Genomic DNA, 20,767 nt, shown 5'->3' with positions numbered 1-20,767 from the left:
AGGCCCGACCTGACAACCTCTTCGTCAGTGCCGGCCAAATCGCTGGCAAGCCAGCTCCCACAGGGTCGGTGTTCAATGCATGAACAGCGCGATCAGGATGATCACAGGAATCGGTACACCCAGGAACCACAGCAGTAATGAACGCATGATGTCTCTCCTCTTATCTCAACGAATCGGCGCAGTCCGGGCCACATAACCCGCACCGTCTACTTCAACCCATTGCACCTGGTCGCGACGGCGACCGCCATACAGCGCCGCGAAACTGGCGAAGAACGCCCCGCACAGCAGACCGACAAAGGTCCACAACGCCGTCCAGGCCGCCGCTTTCGCTGCCGCATCCGCCGCCTGCTTGGCCTGCACCTTGGCCTGTTGAACCTGCGCGAATACCTGGTCCACGCGGGCTTCGGCCTCGGCCTGGGTCAGGCGGGTCCGCTGAGCTACCAGTTGCGCCAGGTAGGCACGGTCTTCCGGCACCAGGCTGTCATCGACGATGGCCCGCCCGAGAATTCGCGCCGCCACGGCATTGGCTGCGTCATCGCTGACCGGGGCCGGGCCTTCGCTGCGGAACAGGGTGTCGACGAAGTAACCCATCGGATCGGCATCGTTGTTATTGCTGGCTGAGGCACTGACCGCAGTGGCCCCGGCCGTAGCAGCGGTGTGCGCACCGGCACTGGCCAGGCTGCCCGCCGTGCCCAGCACCATCGCCGCCGTGATCAGCGTGGCCACGGCCCAGGCCAGGAAGCCATGGGCAGTGTCGCGGAAGTACACCTCGTCAGCGTGCAGGCTGGCCCATTTCACCCGCAGCCGGCCGGCGATGTAGCCACCGAAGCCGGAGGCGATGATCTGGGTCAGCAACAGCCAGACGATGGTCGAGATGCCCAGCGCCTTGGCGCTGGCGCCCTCGTCGCCCCAGGGCGAGGTGGCGGCGAAGCCGAGACCTGCGCCGAGCACGACGAGAATCAATGACAACGCCGCAGCAGCTGCGGCCCCGGCGAAAATCGCCGCCCAGGACACGCCCGAACGATTCGGGATATCGACAGCGGGTGAATAGTCGTTGGTGATCATGTATGCCTCTCCGGTGAGCAAAGGGTCCTTTGACGGGAGAGGAGGTGCAGCGGGCGTGCCAAATGTTTCCAATGATGACGGGCAATGAAACCGGGGGTTTGGCGGAAGATCGACGTCTGAGGACCGTGCAAAATGCGGGAAAGCCGTTCCGCCAGATGGCTTTCTGCAATATTCACCGGCCTCATCGCTGCGGTGCGGCGGTCCGACAAGCCAGCTCCCACAGGTTCAGCGGTGCACATAGTCCTTGTGGGAGCTGGCTTGCCAGCGATGAGGCCCTCAAGCACTATCCAAAAATGACTTCCCTCCCCGACGGCCCCAGCCAGACCCCGATCACAGCCGACACCGTCCTGCGCTACCACCATTGCTGGATGCGCCGCGACCTCGACGGGGTGATGGCGCTGTATCACCCGGACGTCGAGTACCACGACTTTTTCCAGAACCGCGTTCTCGACTACAGCGAGCTGCGCGACTATGTGCGGGTGTGCCTGCCCCACCAGGACGGCGAAGACATCGTCCACGGCGACCGCATCCGCGTCGATGGCTGTACCGCCTTCATCCAGTACCAGGTCACGGTTCGAGGTGGCGAGGGCCTGGTGGCCTTCCACGCCAGCGAGGCGATCACGGTCAAGGATGGCCTGATCTGGCGGGTCAACGAATACGCCACGCTGGTCCAGCAGAACGTCAAGGGCACAAGGCCCTCGGGCCCGCGCCCGGCGACCAGCCGCCTCGGCCTGTCGCCTCGCCAGCTACGTACCATGGCCCAGGACCTGGAGCACTATTTCCAGCGCCAGCGGCCCTACCTCGACCCGGAACTGGACCTGCAACGGGTGGCGAAGGAAAGCGGCTACAGCCGCAACCAGATTTCCTACCTGCTCAACCAGGTCCTTGGCCAGAGCTTCTACCGCTACGTCAACCAGGCCCGCCTGCACCATCTGCTCGGTCGCCTGGACAGCACCACCGCCAGTGCCACCGTCGATGAGCTGGCCTTCAACGCCGGTTTCAACTCGCTCTCGGCCTTCTACAAGTGTTTCCGCGAGCATACCGGCCTGTCTCCCAAGGCCTATGTGAAGCAAATTTCCCTGCGTGCACGCACGTAGGACAGCCCGCCCCGCCCGCCACTAGGATCGGCTCCAGACCTTTACCGATGTGGAGCAGCACCGATGCAAGCCTGGCGCACGATCAGCCTGTGGATGGACCAGCTCGACGAATCGATCGAGCCGCGCCCGGCATTGAGCCAGGACCTGGATGTCGATGTGTGCATCATCGGTGCCGGCTACACCGGGCTGTGGACCGCGTACTACCTCAAGCAGCAGGCGCCGCACCTGAACATCGCCATCATCGAGGCGAAGTTCGCCGGCTTCGGCGCCTCGGGGCGCAATGGCGGCTGGCTGATGGGCAACCTGCTCGGCGAAGATCGCCTGCTTGCCACGTTGTCCCCGCAACAACGCCGGGACAGTATCGACCTGCTCCACGACATCCCCGACGAGGCCCGCCGCGTACTCGACCGCGAAGGCATCGACTGCGACTACCGCAAGGGTGGCGTGCTGTACTGCGCAGCGCGCTACCCGGAGCAGGAGCGAAGCCTGCGCGGCTGGCTCGATGATCTTTATCGCCAGGGCATGACCGCCGACGACTACCGCTGGCTGCGCCCCGAAGAACTGGACGGCCAGTTGCGCGTCAGCAATGCCTACGGCGCGATCTACAGCCCGCACACCGCGACCATCCAGCCGGCGAAACTCGCCCGCGAGCTGGCCCGGGCGGTGGAACGGCTCGGCGTACCGATCTACGAGAACACCCCGGCCATCGACTGGAACCCCGGCCAGGTGCGCACTCCGCAAGCCCGCATCCGCAGTCACTGGGTAGTGCCTGCCGTGGAAGGTTATGCCGTCAGCCTGCCACCGCTGGGCAAGCACCAATTGCCGGTGCAGAGCCTGCTGGTGGCCACCGAACCATTGAGCGACTCGCAATGGGACGAGATCGGCCTCAAGGAAGGCCAGGCGTTCAGCGAGAACAGCCGCCAGGTCACCTACGGCCAGCGCACCCGGGACAACCGCCTGGTATTCGGCGCCCGCGGTGGTTATCGCTTCGGCGGGCGTCTGCGCGAAGACTTCAGCCTGAGCCACGATGAAATCGAACTGCGCCGCTACCTGTTCAGCGAACTGTTCCCGCAATTGAAGAACGTGCGCATCAGCCATTCCTGGGGCGGCAACCTGGGCATGGCGCGGCGCTTCCGCCCGCACATGCTTTGCGATCGCCAGCGCGGCATCGCCCTGGCCGGTGGCTACGGCGGCGAAGGGGTCGGGGCTACCAACCTCGGCGGGCGCACCCTGGCCGCGCTGATTCTCGGCCAGCACAACGCCCTCACCGCCCAGCCCTGGGTCCACGACAACCGCGCACTGTCCAGCCTCGCCAGCTGGCCGCCGGAGCCGTGCCGCTGGCTCGGCTACAACGCCATCATCCAGAGCTTCGTCTTCGAGGACCGCACCCTCGCCAGCCCGGCCAGCCCGCCATGGCGCCGGCGCATGGCCGGAGCGCTCGCGGACTTCATGCAGGGATTCATGAACTGAACCTGATCAACTGAATCACCCGACAGAGGAACCCGCGGTCATGAGCATCACCCAGTTCAAACACACCGACAGCGTCGCCCTGGAAACCTCCAGCCCGGTCGCCGTACCCCTTGGCGAGCCCGTCGCGGTGACCTCGGTCACCTGCGTCGAACGCAGCGACGGGGTGGAAACCGGCATCTGGGAATGCACACCGGGGCGCTGGCGGCGGCAGATCGTGCAACAGGAGTTCTGCCATTTCACCAAGGGCCGCTGCACCTTCACCCCCGACGGCGGCGAGCCCATTGTCATAGAAGCCGGAGACGCACTGATGCTACCGGCCAACAGCACCGGAATCTGGGATATCCAGGAAACGGTGCGCAAGACCTACGTGTTGATTTTCTGATCCCGCTGATCGCCTGCTGCCTTCGATAACAACAGCTAGAGAAAGGTAACCCGGACATGCGCACTCTCCTTCTTGCACCCCTGATGCTGGCGGCTTCCATGGCCAGCGCGGCCGACTCGGTGAAGATCTACAACTGGTCCAGCTACATCGCCCCGGACACGCTGAAGAACTTCCAGCAGGCCAGCGGCATCGTGCCGACCTACGACGTTTTCGACAGCAACGAAACCCTCGATGGCAAGCTGATGACCGGCAACTCCGGCTATGACGTGGTGTTTCCCTCCAACCATTTCATGGCCCGGCAGATCCAGGGCGGCGCCCTGAAAAAGCTCGACCGTAGCCAGTTGCCGAACTGGAAGAACCTCAATCCGGTACTGCTCAAGGCCCTGGAGGTGAACGACCCGGGTAACCAGCACGGTTTCCCTTACCTGTGGGGCAGTACCGGCATCGGCTACAACATCGACAAGGTCAAGGCGGTACTCGGCGACAACGCGCCCGTGGACTCCTGGGACCTGATCTTCAAGCCCGAATACATCGGCAAGCTGAAAAGCTGCGGTGTCGCGGTGCTCGACAACGGCCCCGAGCTGTTGCCGATCGCCCTGCACTACCTCGGCCTGCCGCACCACAGCCAGGATCCCAAGGACTACGACAAGGCCAAGGACCTGCTGATGAAGGTGCGCCCGTATATCAGCTACTTCCACTCCTCAAAGTACACCGGTGACCTGGCCAATGGCGATGTTTGCGTGGTGGTGGGCTTCTCCGGCGATGTGCTGCAGGCGAAGAACCGTGCCGAGGAAGCGAAGAATGGCGTGAAGGTGGGCTATTCGATTCCGAAGGAAGGGGCGCCGATGTGGTTCGACATGGTCGCGATGCCGGCGGACGCGCCTGACGAAAAAGCCGGGTATGCCTACATGAACTACCTGCTGCAGCCGGAGGTAATGGCCAACATCAGCAACCATGTGCAATACGCCAACGGCAACCTGAAGGCGGACGGGCTGGTGGATCCGGCACTGAAAGCCAACCCGATGATCTATCCGGGGGAAGAGGTGATGGACAAGCTCTATGCGCTTGAGGCGATGCCGGCGAAGATCGACCGGATCAGGACGCGGATCTGGACCAGCATAAAAGCCGGTAACTGATCTGATTGGTGCGGGGGGTTCACTGGCCTCATCGCTGGCAAGCCAGCTCCCACAGGGACTGCGTGCACCGCGAAACCTGTGGGAGCTGGCTTGCCAGCGATGAGGCCGGCAGCCCTCCCACAGGTCTCAAGGTTCAGTGATGCTCGCGAGTAGCGCGGAATTTCACATCCGGCCAGCGCTCTTCCATCAGCGACAGGTTGACCCGGGTCGGCGCCAGGTAGGTGAGGTGACCACCGCCGTCCACCGCGAGGTTTTCCATCGCCTTGTTCTTGAAGTCTTCCAGCTTCTTCTTGTCATCGCAGGTGATCCAGCGTGCCGACCAGACGGTGATCGGCTCGTAGGCGCATTCGACCTTGTATTCCTCCTTCAGGCGGCTGGCGACCACATCGAACTGCAGCACACCGACGGCGCCGAGGATGATGTCGTTGCTGCGCTCGGGGAAGAACACCTGGGTCGCGCCCTCTTCCGCCAGCTGTTGCAGGCCCTGGCGCAACTGCTTGGATTTCAGCGGGTCCTTCAGGCGCACGCGGCGGAACAGTTCCGGGGCGAAGTGCGGGATACCGGTGAAGCCCAGGCTTTCGCCTTCGCTGAAGGTGTCGCCGATCTGGATGGTGCCGTGGTTGTGCAGGCCGATGATGTCGCCGGCCCAGGCTTCTTCCAGTTGCTCGCGCTCGGAGGAGAAGAAGGTCAGTGCATCACCGATGCGCAGGTCCTTGCCGGTACGCACGTGGCGCATCTTCATGCCTTTCTCGTACTTGCCCGAGCAGATGCGCATGAAGGCGATACGGTCGCGGTGTTTCGGGTCCATGTTCGCCTGGATCTTGAACACGAAGCCGCTGAACTTCTCTTCCACCGGCTCCACGGTGCGCTCGTGGGCAACCCGGGCCAGCGGGCGCGGAGCCCAGTCGACCACCGCATCGAGCACATGGTCGACGCCGAAGTTGCCCAGCGCGGTACCGAAGAACACCGGGGTCAGCTGGCCGTTGAGGAACTCGTCCTGGTCGAACTCATGGCAGGCGCCCTGGACCAGTTCCAGTTGCTCGACGAAGCCGTCGTACTGGTCGCCCAGGTGCGCGCGGGCCTCGTCGGAATCCAGCTTCTCGATGATCTTCGCTTCGGTGCGCTCATGGCCATGGCCCGGGGTGTAGACCACGATGTAGTCCTCGGCCAGGTGGTAGACGCCCTTGAAGTCCTTGTAGCAGCCGATCGGCCAGGTGATGGGCGCAGCCTTGATCTTCAGGACCGCCTCGATCTCGTCGAGCAGTTCGATCGGATCGCGGATATCGCGGTCGAGTTTGTTGATGAAGCTGACGATCGGCGTATCACGCAGGCGGCACACATCCATCAGGGCGATGGTCCGCGGCTCGACGCCCTTACCGCCATCGAGCACCATCAGCGCCGAGTCCACGGCGGTCAGGGTGCGGTAGGTGTCTTCGGAGAAGTCTTCGTGGCCCGGGGTATCGAGCAGGTTGATCATGTGATCGCGGTAGGGGAACTGCATCACCGAGGTGGTGATGGAAATACCGCGCTGCTTCTCCATTTCCATCCAGTCGGAGGTGGCATGGCGATCGGACTTGCGCGACTTCACCGTACCGGCCACGGCAATGGCCTTGCCCATCAGCAGGAGCTTCTCGGTGATGGTGGTCTTACCGGCGTCGGGGTGGGAAATGATTGCGAAAGTGCGGCGCTTCGCGACTTCGGCGGCCTGTTGGGTCATGGGAAATCGCCTGACTGGGGATTGAAAAAAGGGGCGATATCATACCTGAAGTCGGGCCAACGGCCAAAGGCTGGCCAAATGTGCTGTTGGTGCAGGAGCGTGGCATGCCGGAAGCATTCATCATCGGCCCAACAGCAGTCAATTCAACGCCTCCCCATCAGAATCACGCTCATTCCTCGTGCGAAATTTCAAACACCCGGGGGATTAGCGCTGGCCAAATGCCGCATCAGATGGGAACCTTTAAAGCGATGGAGGCGTCCATTCCCCTGCAATGACCGTTGGTCGGGGGTGGTTTCACCGGCAACACGAGCCTGACGGGGCTTCGCTCATGGCGCGCATTCTGGCCGCCGCTTTTCGCACACGGATCGCCCGTCGCCTGGAATGGCGACCCCATGGAATCCGTGCGCCGACGATAGAAAAAGGAGTCCGCCTATGGCTGCACGCTATGGCAAGGGGCTGATGGGATGTGCCGCCGCGCTCGTCATCCTGGCCCTGCTGATCCACTGGATCGGCATCGATACGATCGCGCATTACCGCGCCGATCTATGGTTCTACCTGCAGGCGCACCTGATGCTGGTGCTGCTGTCGATGGGGGCGGCGCTGGTCGTGGGCATCCCCGCCGGCATTGCCCTGAGTCGACCGCACCGGGTCGACCGCGCCGAACGCTTCATGCAGGTTTTCAATATTGGCAACACCGTTCCTCCTCTCGCCGTACTCGCCATCGCCCTGAGCATACTCGGCATCGGCGCCGGCCCCGCGATCCTCGCGCTGTTCCTCGCCTCGTTGCTGCCCATCGTGCGCAACACCTACGAAGGCCTGAAAAACGTCCCCGCCTCGCTCAAGGAAGCCGCCACCGGCATCGGCATGACGCCGCGCCAGTCGCTGTTCAAGGTCGAGCTGCCGAACGCCGTGCCGATCATCGTCGGCGGGGTGCGCGTTGCCCTGGCGATCAACGTCGGCACTGCGCCGCTGTCGTTCCTGATCGGCGCCAACAGCCTGGGCAGCCTGATCTTCCCCGGCATCGCCCTGAACAACCAGCCGCAACTGCTGCTGGGCGCGGCCTGTACCGCCCTGCTGGCCTTGCTACTGGATGCGCTGGTCGCCCAGGGCAGCCGCCGCTGGCTGGAACGCGGCCTGACTCACTGACCGAGGGATCATCATGAAACGAATCGCCTTGCTCCTGGGCGCGGCCCTGCTGTTCGCAGGATTTGCCCAGGCTGCCGAAAAACCCCTGATCCGCATCGGCGCGCGGGTCTTCACCGAGCAGACCGTGCTCGCCGAAATCACCGCCCGCTACCTGCGCCAGCACGGCTTCGACGTGCGCATCACCGGCGGCCTGGGCAGCACCCTGGCGCGCAGCGCCCAGGAAAGCGGGCAGCTGGATATGGTCTGGGAATACACCGGGGTCTCGCTGGTGTCCTACAACCATGTCGACGAACGCCTGCCGGACGCCGCCGCCACCTACGCCCGGGTAAAGGAACTGGATGCGAAGAAAGGCCTGGTCTGGCTGGCGCCGTCGCGCTTCAGCAATACCTACGCGCTGGCGCTGCCCCGTGAGGTGGCCGAGGAGTACCCGCAGGTGCAGACCATCAGCCAGCTCAACCAGGTGCTGCGCGACGAGGCCGGCAAGACCCACATCCTCGCCCTCGACACCGAGTTCGCCAATCGCCCGGACGGCCTCGCCGGCCTGACCGAAACCTACGACCTGCAGTTCACCCGCAAGGACATCCGCCAGATGGACGCCGGGCTGGTCTACACCGCATTGCGCAATGGCCAGGTGTTCACCGGCCTGGTGTACACCACCGATGGCCGGCTCAGCGCCTTCGACCTGAAGCTGCTGGAAGACGACCGTCACTACTTCCCGGACTACACGGCCGCGCCGGTGGTGCGCAAGGCGGTGCTCGACGCCAACCCGCAACTGGCGACCTTGCTCAAGCCACTGGCCGAGCGCCTGGACGACGAGACCATGCGCCAGCTCAACGCCAGGGTAGACGTCGAGCATGAAAGCCCCGGCAAGGTGGCCGACGACTTCCTGCGCGCCCACCCACTGCAAGGAGATGCGCAATGAGCCTGCTGGACACCTTCGCCCATCTCGACTGGGGGCAAGTGCTGCAACTGACCGGCCAGCACATCACCCTGGTCGGCATCGCCGTAACCCTGGCGATCCTCGTCGGTGTGCCGCTGGGCATCCTGATGACCCGCTTCCCCGCCCTCGCCGGCCCGCTCCAGGCCAGCGCCACGGTGCTGCTGACGGTGCCGTCGATCGCCCTGTTCGGCCTGCTGCTGCCGTTCTACTCGAAGTTCGGCCAGGGCCTGGGTCCGCTGCCGGCGATCACCGCGGTGTTTCTCTATTCGCTGTTGCCGATCATGCGCAACACCTACCTGGCCCTTACCAACGTCGAGCCGGGCATTCGCGAAGCCGCCCGCGGCATCGGCATGACCTTCGGCCAGCGCCTGCGCATGGTCGAACTGCCGATCGCCGTACCGGTGATCCTCGCCGGGGTGCGCACCGCCGTGGTGATGAACATCGGCGTCATGACCATCGCCGCCACCATCGGCGCCGGCGGCCTTGGCGTACTTATCCTGACCTCCATCAGCCGCAGCGACATGTCGATGCTGCTGGTCGGCGCCGTGCTGGTGAGCCTCCTGGCCATCGCCGCCGACCTGCTCCTGCAAGCCCTGCAACGCAAGCTGACTCCAGAAGGACTGCTCAAATGATCGAACTCCAGAACCTCTCGAAAACCTTCCAAAGCAACGGCAAGGAGGTCAAGGCGGTCGACTCGGTCAGCCTGACCGTCAACGAAGGCGAGATCTGCGTCTTCCTCGGCCCGTCCGGTTGCGGCAAGAGCACCACCCTGAAAATGATCAACCGCCTGATCGAGCCCACCTCGGGCAAGGTCCTGATCAATGGCGAGGACACCACCGGCCTCGACGAAGTGACCCTGCGCCGGCGCATCGGCTATGTGATCCAGCAGATCGGCCTGTTCCCCAACATGACCATCGAGGAAAACATCACCGTGGTCCCGCGCCTGCTCGGCTGGGACAAGCAGAAATGCCACGAGCGTGCCCGCGAGCTGATGAGCATGATCCGCCTGGAGCCCAAGCAGTACCTGCAGCGTTACCCGCGGGAACTGTCCGGCGGCCAGCAGCAGCGCATCGGGGTGATCCGCGCGCTGGCCGCCGAAGCGCCGCTGCTGCTGATGGACGAGCCGTTCGGCGCGGTCGACCCGATCAACCGCGAGATGATCCAGAACGAATTCTTCGAGATGCAGCGGGCGCTGAACAAGACCGTGATCATGGTCAGCCACGACATCGACGAGGCCATCAAACTGGGTGACAAGATCGCCATCTTCCGCGCCGGCAAACTGGTCCAGATCGACCATCCGGACACCTTGCTGGCGCATCCGGCGGACGAGTTCGTCAGCAACTTCGTCGGCCAGGACAGCACCCTCAAGCGCCTGCTGCTGGTACGGGCCGAGGATGCGGCGGACAACGCGCCGTCGGCCAGCCCGGACATGCCGGTGGCGGATGCGCTGGAGCTGATGGACGAGCATGACCGCAAGTATGTGGTGGTGACCGATGGCGAGAATCGTGCGCTGGGCTATGTGCGGCGTCGGGACCTGCACCGCCAGCAGGGTGTATGCGCCGACTTCCTGCGCCAGTTCAACGCCACCGCAGCGCACGACGAGCACCTGCGCATCCTGTTGTCGCGCATGTACGAATTCAACCGGGCGTGGCTGCCGGTGCTGGATGCCGAGCAGGTATTCCTGGGCGAGGTGACCCAGGAGTCCATTGCGGCCTACCTGAGTTCGGGACGTTCACGTGGGGGCAAAACCAGCATCGTTTCCCCGGCTGAAACTGCTGTGTAAAAGCTGAGGGCCTCATCGCTGGCAAGCCAGCTCCCACAGGTACTGCACAGGTCTTGAAGTCTGTACTGACCCTGTGGGAGCTGGCTTGCCAGCGATGAGGCCCTCAAGAACACCCGAGAAATCAGAACCCTACACTGGCCTGCACATAGAAGGTCCGCGGCTCGCCCACGTAGATTCCCGAGTTGTTGTCGCTGGAGCGGGTGTAGTACTGCTTGTCGAAGATGTTCTTCACCCCCGCCGCCAGCTTCAGGTTCGACAGCTGCTGGCCGAAGTCGTAGCCACCACGGGCCGCCCAGGTCACGTACCCCGGGATGTCCCCGTATTGCCCGTCGGCACTCGGCTCGGTGATGTAGTTACCGTTGAAGCTGCCGTTGGCATTCATGCCGGTTCCCGGCGCGCGCTGTTTCGATTGGGCGAAGGCGTCCAGGTTCCAGGTCCAGCGGTTCACCTGGTAGCGCAGCCCGGCATTGACCACCTGGCGCGAGTAGAACGGCAGGTCACGGCCCTTGAAGCCCGGGATCTCGCCTTCATAGGTTGCACGGGTGTAGGTGAACCCGGCATTCGCACTCAAGCCTTCCAGTCGTGCATCCAGCCCGGACAGGTCATAGCGCAGCGAAGCCTCGATACCCTGGTGCTTGGTCGCACCGAGGTTGGTCCAGCCCACGTCGTTGCTGATGTACTGCAGCTCGTCGTCGAAGTCGATGTAGAACGCGGTCAGCTCACCGCCCCAGTGTTCATCGTTGTAGCGGGTGCCGATCTCGTAGGTCTTGGCCTTTTCCGGTTCCAGGCCGTTGGCGGTCGAGTTGCCGACGCCGCCCTGCCCCAGCTGGAAGTACTGCAGGCTGCCGAAGGAGGTTTCGTAGTTGGCGAACAGCTTCCAGGCATCGGAGAGGTGGTACATCACGCTCAACGCCGGCAGCGGCTCGTCGCTGCTGATGCTGCGGCTCTTGGCCTGGACCCGTACACCGTTGGTGCCCAGCACCGCGCGTTCGTGCCAGTCGGTGTTGATGTGCTCGAAGCGCAGGCCTGGCGTGATGGTCCAGTTGCCGATGTCGATCTTGTCATCGATGTAGTACGCGCTGGCTTCGGTTCCACCGGTACGGTCCTGGTAGACATGGCCGTCGGAAGTCGGAGTGACGGTCGGCACGTTGTCGATCAGCGCCAGGCGGCTGGCCTGCTCGTGCATGGCTTCCTTGAGGTAGCGGTAGCCGACGCTGACTTCCTGGGTCGCCTCGCCGGTGAAGAACAGCCGCGACAACCGTGGCTCGATGGCGAAGGTGTGGTAGCTGCGCGGGAAGGACGACAGGGTCTTCTGGTCGCGGGCGGCGATGGTGCTGCCGCGGAAGCTGTCGGTGTAGTAGGTCTGCACTTCGAACTGGGTGACGTCGTCGATCTGCCGCAGGTACTTGAGCGACACGTCCTTGCGCCGGCCGCTGAAGTTGTCGTGGTCACGATCGGACTGGTACGGGTCGGCATCATACTGGGCCTGAGTCAGGCCGCCGGGCATGTCGGCCTTGCCGTCGTAGTAGTGGAAGTTCAGCCACAGTTCGTCCCGGTCGGTCGGCGCCCAGTGGGTCTTGAACAGTACGTCGTCGATATCGTTGCCGTTATTGCTGCGGCGGTAGCCGTTGCCATTGACCCCGGAATACAGCAGCGCCGCGCCGATGCCGTTGTCGGCGGTGCCGCCGAGGAAGGCCGTATCGATATGTTTCCAGCCGCCGTAGCGGGACGTCTCCAGTGTGGTACCGATTTCGCCGGTGGCCTTTTCCGGGATCGCCCGGGTCACGAAGTTGATGACCCCACCGACGTTCTGCGGCCCGTAGCGTACGGAACCGGCACCGCGCACCACGTCGATGCTGTCGAGGTTGCCGGAGGAAATCGGCGCCATCGACAACTGTGGCTGGCCGTAGGGTGCAAAGGCCGCCGGGATGCCGTCGATCAGCACTGTGGAGCGCGGCGACAGGCGCGAGGTCAGGCCGCGGACCCCGACATTGAGCGACAGGTCGCTGCCACCGGTACCGTTGGAGTCCTGCACCTGTACCCCGGGAATGCCCTTGAGCACGTCGCGCACGTTCATCGCACCCTGCTCGATCATCGCCTCGCGGCGCACCACGGTGCGCGCGCCGGGATGGTTCTGCACCACCGCCTCCTGGGCATCGCCGAGCCAGTCTCCGACCATGCTGATATCGGTCGCCGCCAGCTCCACGACCTCGCCGGAAGCCTGCGCCGAACGTAGGACCACGGTGCCCTGGGACATCTCGTAGGTCAGCCCGCTGCCCTGCAGCAAGGCTTGCAGCGCCTGCTCCGGCGTCAGGTTGCCGGACACCGCCGGAGCCTGCTTGCCGGCCACCAGCTCGGGGGTGAAGAACAGTTGCAGCGAGGTCTGCTGGCCAAGCTGGTTCAGCGCGTTGGCCAACGACTGGGCCTGGATCTGGATGGGGGTCGGCGTCGAGTCGGCGTAGCTGTTGCCGATACCGGCACTGACCGCCAGGGCCAGCGCCAGGGGCAGCCAGCGCGAGCGGCCGGCGGAACGCGGGGCATGCTTGTTGTTGTTCACGTCTTCGGGACTTCCTGAGAATGAAAATGCTTGGCAATTACAAGTCAGGCAGGAAGACGAACAACTGAAAAAATACCTGAATCTATTTTGCAATTATTTCCTGGGAGCCGTCGGCATGGGCCACCACGGACACCGGCAGGATGCTCGGCAAGGCCCGCAGCAGAGCGTCCGTGTCGTCGACACGGAAGGTGCTGCTGAGGCGCAGCTTCGCTACTTTCGGCGCCACTTTCAGCGGCTGCCGGCGATAGCGCGAGACTTCTTCGGCCACCTGGGCCAGGGAAGCGTCGTTGAACACCAGCTTGCCCGAGCGCCAGGCGGTCAGCGCGGCGGGGTCCACCTTGTAGGCGGCGGCAACGTTGCCGTTTTCATCTATATGGGAACCGAGACCGGCGCTGAGCAGCGCCCGAGAGTCACCATGGCCCTGGACCCTGACCGAGCCCTGTTCCACCACCACCCGGGTCTGCCCGGGATCGCGGCGCACATCGAAGCGGGTGCCGGTCACGGTGACCGTGCCGTTGCCCGCGTCCACCACGAACGGCCGCCCGCTGTCATGGGCGACGCTGAACATCACCTCGCCCTGGGCAAGGCGGATATCCCGCTGTCCAGCACTGAAACGCACTTCCAGGCGGGTGCGGCCATTGATCTCCAGGCGGGAGCCGTCCGGCAACACGACCTGGCGGCGTTCGCCGAGGCCGGTCTGCAGTTGCTGGTAATGGTCGAGCTTGCCGTCCTGCCAGGTGAACCAGCCGAGGCCGACCGCAGCAGCCATGACGCCGGCGGCCAGTGCCTGGCGGATGAAGCGCCGACGCGGCAGGACGGCGACCGGATCCTCGACGCACAAGGCCTCGAGGCGCGCACGGGGCAGCAGGTCGCTGGCCCGCCACAGCTCGGCCAGCATCCGGTATTCGTCACGATGCAGCGGATCCTGCGCCAGCCAGGCCTCGAACACCGCCTGCCGCTCAGGCGACAACGGCCCGTCCTGAACCCGGGCGAACCATTCGGCCGCCTGCGCGCGCGCGGCCTCCTGGGGGCCGGAACTAGCGTCCTGATTCATGAATACCTTCGCCTGACTCATCTGTTCGCCACATCCAGGTGCTCGCGCAGATGGCGAAGCGTGCGGATCATATACTTTTCCACCATGTTCCTGCTCAGGCCCATGCGCTCGGCGATCTCCGCCTGAGTCAGGCCTTCGAGCTTCTGCCAGACGAACACCTTGCGGCAGTTCAGCGGCAACTCGGCCAGCGCCCGCTCGACGCTGTCGGCCAATTGCAGGGCATTCATGTAGGCCTCCGGATCGTCGTCCACCTGCGGGGTAAGGTCCAGGGCCTGCTGTTCGAGGGACTGGCGACGGTCTTCGCGACGATAACCGTCCACGGCGATATTGCGCGCAGTCTGGTGCAGGTAGGCGCGTGGTTGCTGCACCGCGCCGGGCTTGCTTTCCAAGACGCGGACAAAGGCATCGTGAGCGAGGTCCTCGGCCTGCTGGCGACTGCGCAGCTTGCGCGTCCAGGTGCCGATCAGCTCGTGATAGTGGTCGAGGAAGCCTTTGGGTCGAGACACGGTGGGAAGGTCGTCGTCAGGCAGTGGAAAAGTGTGCGAATAGTAATGTTTCTCGTTAACGCCGGCAAATCCGACCTTCGTCCGGCCGATCGGAGGTGCACCGGGCAAAATTTTTTCGCTGCAACTACGCACGCTTCAGGTGGCCATAAATATGAACACCCAGGGCATTCAAACACCCGCTCGAACACACTCGACAAACGGTCATATTTAATAAGTGAACAGTAACTTGAAGGGAAACGCGCCAATTGAAAGGCTGAGTGTCGAAGTTCGGGAAAAGTGAGCATTTCGCCAGCTATTCCACAATTCTTTACGCATCGGCGATCTGGCGGAACATATGGCTGTCACTTGGGTCGGTTATGAAAGGAACACGCCGACAACAGGTCGCCGAGGAGTACGAAAAGGCGACATTTTTAGTTGATCTTGAACCCCTCAGGTCCTAAAGTTCGCGCCGAACGTCCATGCTGGAAACGATCCATCCGGCTCAAGTACTGACGACGAGACAGCAAGGTCACCCGCAGCAGCAATGTATCGCGCGCGGTTGACCTTTTTGCTTTCGGCGACATGCCTTGGGAAGTAGGCGAACCAAAGTGGGGATACGGAGGGCGTTCAGTTGCAGCCACTTATTCATTCAGTTTGCCCATGGAGTTCCCAGGTATGTCGATCCAGGTCGAAGACTACTTTGCGCGCGAAACCTTCCAGAAGATGAAGGCCTTCGCCGACAAGCAAGAAACCCCGTTCGTACTCATCGACACCCAGATGATCAGCCAGGCCTACGACGACCTGCGCGCCGGCTTCGAATTCGCCAAGGTCTACTACGCGGTCAAGGCCAACCCGGCGGTCGAGATCATCGACCTGCTGAAAGACAAAGGCTCGAGCTTCGACATCGCTTCGATCTACGAGCTGGACAAGGTGCTGGGCCGCGGTGTCACCGCCGACCGCATCAGCTACGGCAACACCATCAAGAAATCCAAGGACATCCGCTACTTCTACGAGAAGGGCGTGCGCCTGTACGCGACCGATTCCGAAGCCGACCTGCGCAACATCGCCAAGGCCGCCCCGGGTTCGAAAGTCTACGTACGCATCCTCACCGAAGGCTCCACCACCGCCGACTGGCCGCTGTCGCGCAAGTTCGGCTGCCAGACCGACATGGCCATGGACCTGCTGATCCTCGCCCGCGACCTGGGCCTGGTGCCTTACGGCATCTCCTTCCACGTCGGCTCGCAGCAGCGCGACATCTCGGTATGGGACGCCGCGATCGCCAAGGTCAAGGTGATCTTCGAGCGCCTGAAGGAAGAAGACGGCATCGAGCTCAAGCTGATCAACATGGGTGGCGGCTTCCCGGCCAACTACATCACCCGTACCAACAGCCTGGAAACCTACGCTGAAGAAATCATCCGCTTCCTCAAGGAAGACTTCGGCGACGACCTGCCGGAAATCATCCTCGAGCCTGGCCGTTCGCTGATCGCCAACGCCGGCATCCTGGTCAGCGAAGTGGTGCTGGTGGCGCGCAAGTCCCGCACTGCGGTCGAGCGCTGGATCTACACCGACGTGGGCAAGTTCTCCGGCCTGATCGAAACCATGGACGAGTCCATCAAGTTCCCGATCTGGACCGAGAAGAAAGGCGAGAGCGAAGAAGTGGTCATCGCCGGCCCTACCTGCGACAGCGCCGACATCATGTACGAGCACTACAAGTACGGCCTGCCGCTGAACCTGGCGATCGGTGACCGCCTGTACTGGCTGTCGACCGGGGCCTACACCACCAGCTACAGCGCTGTTGAGTTCAACGGCTTCCCGCCGCTGAAGGCCTACTACCTGTAAATCTGTATCGCCCTTCCGGGCCCTATCGCTGGCAAGCCAGCTCCCACAGGCTGTGGGAGCTGGCTTGCCAGCGATAGGGCCCGGAAGGCCACTACACCAACTCAGCCAGGCGCTCCTTATAGGCCCCCGCCATCGCCCGGACCTCCGGCTCCGCCGCCTGCTCCAGCGCCGGCCCGGCCACTCGCAGGAAATTGGCATTGCCGCCTTCGAGCGCCAGCTGCAACCACTTCAGCGCTTCTTCCAGTTCACCCTGCGCCGCCAGCACCCCCGCATGGCTGAACTGCCCACGAAAATCCCCGGCCTCTGCCGAACGTCGATACCACTCCCGTGCCGCCGGAAGGTTCGCCTGGCAATGCAGCCCTTCCTCCAGATAGCGCCCCAGCAGGTTCATCGATTTGGCATGTCCCATCTGCGCCGCGCGCCGGTAGCAGGCCAGCGCCAGCCCGTGGTCAAGGTCCACACCGCGTCCGGTAGCCAGCAGGTTGCCCAGGTTGTAGATTCCCCAGTCCAGCCCGCCATTGGCGGCATGCCGGTAATGCCGCGCGGCCTTGGGCAAATCCACCTCGCCACCCCAGCCATGCTCCAGGCAGCGCCCGAGCATGTTGTGGGCCATTGCGCTGCCCTGCTGCGCCGCGATACCGAACCAGGTCCGCGCCAAGGCCGGATCCTTCTCGATCCCGCGCCCGTCCAGCAGCACCTGCCCAAGCAACGCCTGGGCCTCGACCACGCCCTCGCCCGCCGCCATCAACAGAGCCTGGGCCGCCTTCGCCGGGCTGTGTTCGAGCATCTGCGCCAGCTCATCCGGGCCCACCACTTCCTCACGCCGTAACTGCAATGCCATATGTCAGACCTCGACCCAGCGCCGCAGCAGGTTGTGATAGGTGCCGGTCAATTGCAGCAGCGAGGGATGGTCCGGCACATCGGCCGTGAGCTGCTGGATCGCGCTGTCCATTTCGAACAGCAAGGCGCGCTGGCTGTCCTCGCGCACCAGGCTCTGGGTCCAGAAGAACGCTGCGTACCGGGCGCCACGGGTCACCGGATTGACCCGATGCAGGCTGGTGCCCGGATACAGCACCATATCCCCCGCCGCCAGCTTGACCCGCTGCAGACCGTAGGTGTCCTGGATCTCCAGCTCGCCGCCGTCGTAGTCCTCCGGGTCGCTGAAGAACAGGGTCGAGGACAGGTCGGTACGCACCCGCTCCACACTGCCCTTGGGCTGGCGCACGGCATTGTCGATGTGGAAACCGAAGTTGCCGCCTTCGCGGTAGCAGTTGATCAATGGCGGAAACACCTTGTGCGGCAGCGCCGCCGACATGAAACGCGGGTTGCTCCATAACCGCTCGATCATTGCCGCCCCGATTTCCTTGGCCAGCGGGTGGCCCTCGGGCAGTTGCAGATTGTGCTTGGCCTTGGCCGACTGGTAACCCGCAGTGATCCTGCCGTCGGCCCAGTCGGTCTGCTCCAGTGCCTCGCGGATGCGCAGCACTTCCTCGCGATTGAACAGGCCGGGAATGTGTAAAAGCATGGCGATCTGGCACCTGGGCGGAAAAGATGCCAATGGTATTGATTCTTATCCAGCCATCACAAGCCCCAGCCGAGGGACGGCCGTTGATCCTTGGCAAAATTTCGTGAAAAAGATGTAAAGAATGTAAATGCAACACTTTCTCAATTGTGACTGCCAATCACTTGCTCTTATATTCGCCCCCCTCGAAACCTTGGGAGGGGGTCCACCTGATGTCGCGTCAATTCGTTCCAGCCACTGTCAGTTCGCCGCGCTTGCTCGCATCCGCCATCGGTGTCGCCATCACCGCCACGTCCGCTGCACACCTGGCCTATGCCGACGAGCCAGCACCTGCCAAGCCGGCCGGTCCGTTGACCCTCGATGCCACCAGCATCAATGCCCAGGCCGAGCAGGCCAGCACCGACTATAAGGTCGAACGCGCCTCCTCGCAGAAATACACCGCCCCGCTGGTCGATACGCCGCGGTCGGTCACCGTAGTGCCGCAACAGGTGCTCAAGGACACCAACGCCCTGACCCTGCAGGACGCGCTGCGCACCGTGCCCGGCATTACCTTCGGCGCAGGCGAAGGCGGCAACCCGCAGGGCGACCGGCCATTCATCCGCGGTTTCGACGCGCAGAACGACACCTACATCGATGGCGTGCGCGATACCGGCGCGCAAACCCGGGAAATCTTCGCCGTGGAATCCATCGAAGTCAGCAAGGGCCCGAACTCGGCGGTCGGCGGCCGTGGCGCGGCCGGCGGCAGCATCAACCTGGTGAGCAAGAAAGCCCACCTGGGCAACTCGTTCGACGGCGGCTTCACCTGGGGCTCCGACCAGACCCAGCGCTACACCCTCGACGGCAACTATCAATTCAGCGACAGCGTTGCCGGCCGCCTGAACCTGATGAGCCACGAAAGCAACGTCGCCGGCCGCGACAAGGTCAACTACGACCGCTGGGGCATCGCCCCGTCCCTGGCCTTCGGCCTGGGCACCGATACCCGGCTCAACCTCGACTGGTACCACGTCGAGAGCGACGACCTGCCAGACTCCGGCGTGCCCTACACCTACTCCGGCAGCAATCGCACCTCGGCCAACCCGGACAAGCCCTATTCCGGTGGCGACCACAGCAACTTCTACGGCCTGACCGACCGCGACTTCCGCAAGGCGCGCACCGATATCGCCACCATCGCCATCGAGCACGACCTGACCGACGCGCTGACTATCAAGAACACCCTGCGCCACGGCAATTCGATGCAGGACTACATCCTGACCCAGCCCGACGACTCCAAGGGCAACGTCAACAACGGCAGCGTCTGGCGCCGGGCCAATACCCGAGTGGGCAACACCTCCACCACCACCAACCAGACCGACCTGTTCGGCGACATCTACATCGCCGGCTTCAAGAACAGCTTCTCCACCGGTATCGAGCTGAGCCGTGAAGAGAGCGAGCGTTCGACCTATGACGTCAATACCGACACCACGCCAGCGACCCCGATCACGGCGACCGTGCCATCCAGCACCAACTGCACCCCGGGCATGATCGTGTCCAGCGGCTACAACTGCACCTCGCTGAGCAACCCGAACCCGGACGATCCGTGGAACGGTTCGATCGCACGCAATTACGCCGGCACCACCACCAAGGGCAAGACCCGCGCCCTCTATGTGTTCGACACCCTTGAGCTGACCCCGCAGTGGCTGGTCAACATGGGCCTGCGCTACGACCACTTCGACACCGAGTACCGCACCTACGGCGCCAACGGTGCCACTACCGTAAGCAAGACCGGCGTGCGCGCCGAGGGCAAGGACACCAGCGAATTCGTTACCGGCCAGTTGGGCCTGGTCTGGAAACCGGCCGACAACGGCAGCGTTTATGTCTCCTACGCCACCGCTGCTACCCCGCCAGGTGCAATGCTGGGTGAAGGCACGGAAGGCAACCTCCTGCCCAACAGCACCGATCGCAACGGCGTCCTGCTGGGCAGCGACATGGAGCCGGAAGAAACCACCAACTACGAAGTCGGTACCAAGTGGGACCTGCTGGACAACCGCCTGTCCTTGACCGGTGCGATCTTCCGCACCGAGAAAGACAACGCCCGCGTCCAGGTCAACACCAACACCTACGAGAACATCGGCACCACCCGCGTCGACGGTATCGAGCTGTCGGCCAGCGGCAAGCTCACCGAGAAATGGCAGGTCTTCGCCGGCTACGCCTACATGGAAGGCCGGCAGATCGACGGCGGCCCGCTGGGCAAGGCCAACGACGGCAATCAACTACCTAACCTGCCGAACAACTCGGCCAGCCTGTGGACCACCTACCAGATCACGCCGAAGTTCACCATCGGTGGCGGCGCCTTCTACACCGATGAGGTATTCGGCAACGTGGCCAACACCACCAAGGTCGACAGCTACGTGCGCTACGACGCCATGGCCGCCTACAAGCTGACCAAGAACGTCGACCTGCAACTGAACGTGCAGAACCTGACCAACGAGGTCTACTACGACAAGGCGTTCTCCACCCACTTCGCCAACCAGGCGGCGGGGCGTACCGCACTGCTGACCACCAGCGTTCACTTCTAAGGTTTTCGCAGGTTTGGCC

General features: G+C 63.5%; 17 protein-coding genes. 10 read left to right on the top strand and 7 right to left on the bottom strand.

Features of this window, described 5'->3' with window-relative positions; all coding sequences use genetic code 11:
• Window positions 1-165: 165 nt before the first annotated feature.
• A complete protein-coding gene (locus tag N7650_RS04125; protein WP_279897190.1) occupies window positions 166-1,065 on the bottom strand; it encodes a hypothetical protein in 900 nt (299 codons plus the stop codon).
• 293 nt (window positions 1,066-1,358) lie between these two features.
• Between N7650_RS04125 and N7650_RS04120 the strand changes: the two genes are divergently transcribed.
• The 4 genes from N7650_RS04120 (at window position 1,359) to N7650_RS04105 (ending at window position 5,150) form a co-directional block, all read left to right on the top strand.
• The gene (locus N7650_RS04120) at window positions 1,359-2,162 is read left to right on the top strand and encodes a nuclear transport factor 2 family protein (protein WP_009398148.1); all 804 of its coding nucleotides are present in this window, start codon (window positions 1,359-1,361) and stop codon (window positions 2,160-2,162) included.
• A 63-nt stretch (window positions 2,163-2,225) separates the two neighbouring features.
• Window positions 2,226-3,632: an FAD-binding oxidoreductase gene (locus N7650_RS04115; protein ID WP_279897189.1), complete on the top strand. Its 1,407-nt coding sequence runs from the start codon at window positions 2,226-2,228 to the stop codon at window positions 3,630-3,632.
• A 40-nt stretch (window positions 3,633-3,672) separates the two neighbouring features.
• Window positions 3,673-4,014: a cupin domain-containing protein gene (locus N7650_RS04110; protein ID WP_279897188.1), complete on the top strand. Its 342-nt coding sequence runs from the start codon at window positions 3,673-3,675 to the stop codon at window positions 4,012-4,014.
• 56 nt (window positions 4,015-4,070) lie between these two features.
• Window positions 4,071-5,150, top strand: coding sequence for a polyamine ABC transporter substrate-binding protein (locus N7650_RS04105; RefSeq protein ID WP_009398142.1), 1,080 nt, complete (start codon window positions 4,071-4,073; stop codon window positions 5,148-5,150).
• 133 nt (window positions 5,151-5,283) lie between these two features.
• Here the strand turns inward: N7650_RS04105 and N7650_RS04100 are convergent, their stop codons facing one another.
• Window positions 5,284-6,867 (bottom strand): peptide chain release factor 3, encoded by a 1,584-nt coding sequence (locus tag N7650_RS04100; protein WP_279897187.1) that lies wholly within the window; start codon window positions 6,865-6,867, stop codon window positions 5,284-5,286.
• 432 nt (window positions 6,868-7,299) lie between these two features.
• Here N7650_RS04100 and N7650_RS04095 point away from each other — a divergent pair, with 432 nt between their 5' ends.
• From N7650_RS04095 to N7650_RS04080, 4 genes are read left to right on the top strand one after another with little or no spacing between them, the layout of a single operon-like run.
• On the top strand, window positions 7,300-8,013 hold the full coding sequence (locus N7650_RS04095; protein ID WP_009398138.1) for an ABC transporter permease: 714 nt from the start codon (window positions 7,300-7,302) through the stop codon (window positions 8,011-8,013).
• A gap of 13 nt (window positions 8,014-8,026) precedes the next feature.
• Window positions 8,027-8,935: a glycine betaine ABC transporter substrate-binding protein gene (locus N7650_RS04090; protein WP_009398136.1), complete on the top strand. Its 909-nt coding sequence runs from the start codon at window positions 8,027-8,029 to the stop codon at window positions 8,933-8,935.
• On the top strand, window positions 8,932-9,585 hold the full coding sequence (locus N7650_RS04085) for an ABC transporter permease (protein WP_009398134.1): 654 nt from the start codon (window positions 8,932-8,934) through the stop codon (window positions 9,583-9,585). Before N7650_RS04090 ends, N7650_RS04085 begins: the two co-directional genes overlap by 4 nt.
• The gene (locus N7650_RS04080; RefSeq protein WP_009398132.1) at window positions 9,582-10,736 is read left to right on the top strand and encodes an ABC transporter ATP-binding protein; all 1,155 of its coding nucleotides are present in this window, start codon (window positions 9,582-9,584) and stop codon (window positions 10,734-10,736) included. Before N7650_RS04085 ends, N7650_RS04080 begins: the two co-directional genes overlap by 4 nt.
• A gap of 121 nt (window positions 10,737-10,857) precedes the next feature.
• Here the strand turns inward: N7650_RS04080 and N7650_RS04075 are convergent, their stop codons facing one another.
• The 3 genes from N7650_RS04075 to N7650_RS04065 form a co-directional block, all read right to left on the bottom strand.
• On the bottom strand, window positions 10,858-13,293 hold the full coding sequence (locus N7650_RS04075) for a TonB-dependent siderophore receptor (protein ID WP_279897186.1): 2,436 nt from the start codon (window positions 13,291-13,293) through the stop codon (window positions 10,858-10,860).
• Between the two features lie 82 nt (window positions 13,294-13,375).
• Entirely contained in the window at window positions 13,376-14,347 is a 972-nt protein-coding gene (locus tag N7650_RS04070; protein WP_279897185.1) for a FecR family protein, read from the bottom strand.
• Between the two features lie 17 nt (window positions 14,348-14,364).
• On the bottom strand, window positions 14,365-14,853 hold the full coding sequence (locus tag N7650_RS04065) for a sigma-70 family RNA polymerase sigma factor (RefSeq protein ID WP_009398127.1): 489 nt from the start codon (window positions 14,851-14,853) through the stop codon (window positions 14,365-14,367).
• A gap of 654 nt (window positions 14,854-15,507) precedes the next feature.
• On the opposite strand from N7650_RS04065, the gene N7650_RS04060 reads away from it, so the two are divergent.
• Window positions 15,508-16,671: a type III PLP-dependent enzyme gene (locus tag N7650_RS04060; RefSeq protein WP_009398126.1), complete on the top strand. Its 1,164-nt coding sequence runs from the start codon at window positions 15,508-15,510 to the stop codon at window positions 16,669-16,671.
• A 91-nt stretch (window positions 16,672-16,762) separates the two neighbouring features.
• Here N7650_RS04060 and N7650_RS04055 read toward each other — a convergent pair whose 3' ends face one another.
• Window positions 16,763-17,512, bottom strand: coding sequence for a tetratricopeptide repeat protein (locus tag N7650_RS04055; protein WP_279897184.1), 750 nt, complete (start codon window positions 17,510-17,512; stop codon window positions 16,763-16,765).
• A 3-nt stretch (window positions 17,513-17,515) separates the two neighbouring features.
• Window positions 17,516-18,196, bottom strand: coding sequence for a Fe2+-dependent dioxygenase (locus N7650_RS04050; RefSeq protein WP_009398538.1), 681 nt, complete (start codon window positions 18,194-18,196; stop codon window positions 17,516-17,518).
• Window positions 18,197-18,405: 209 nt separating this feature from the next.
• Between N7650_RS04050 and N7650_RS04045 the strand changes: the two genes are divergently transcribed.
• Window positions 18,406-20,748 carry a TonB-dependent siderophore receptor gene (locus tag N7650_RS04045; protein WP_279897183.1) on the top strand — a complete coding sequence of 781 codons (2,343 nt, stop codon included), beginning with the start codon at window positions 18,406-18,408 and terminating at the stop codon, window positions 20,746-20,748.
• The last annotated feature ends 19 nt before the right edge of the window (window positions 20,749-20,767 follow it).

This window comes from Pseudomonas sp. GD04058 (genome assembly GCF_029836855.1).
In the GTDB taxonomy this organism is placed as follows: domain Bacteria; phylum Pseudomonadota; class Gammaproteobacteria; order Pseudomonadales; family Pseudomonadaceae; genus Aquipseudomonas; species Aquipseudomonas bharatica.
This window is presented reverse-complemented; position numbering and strand designations above follow the sequence as displayed.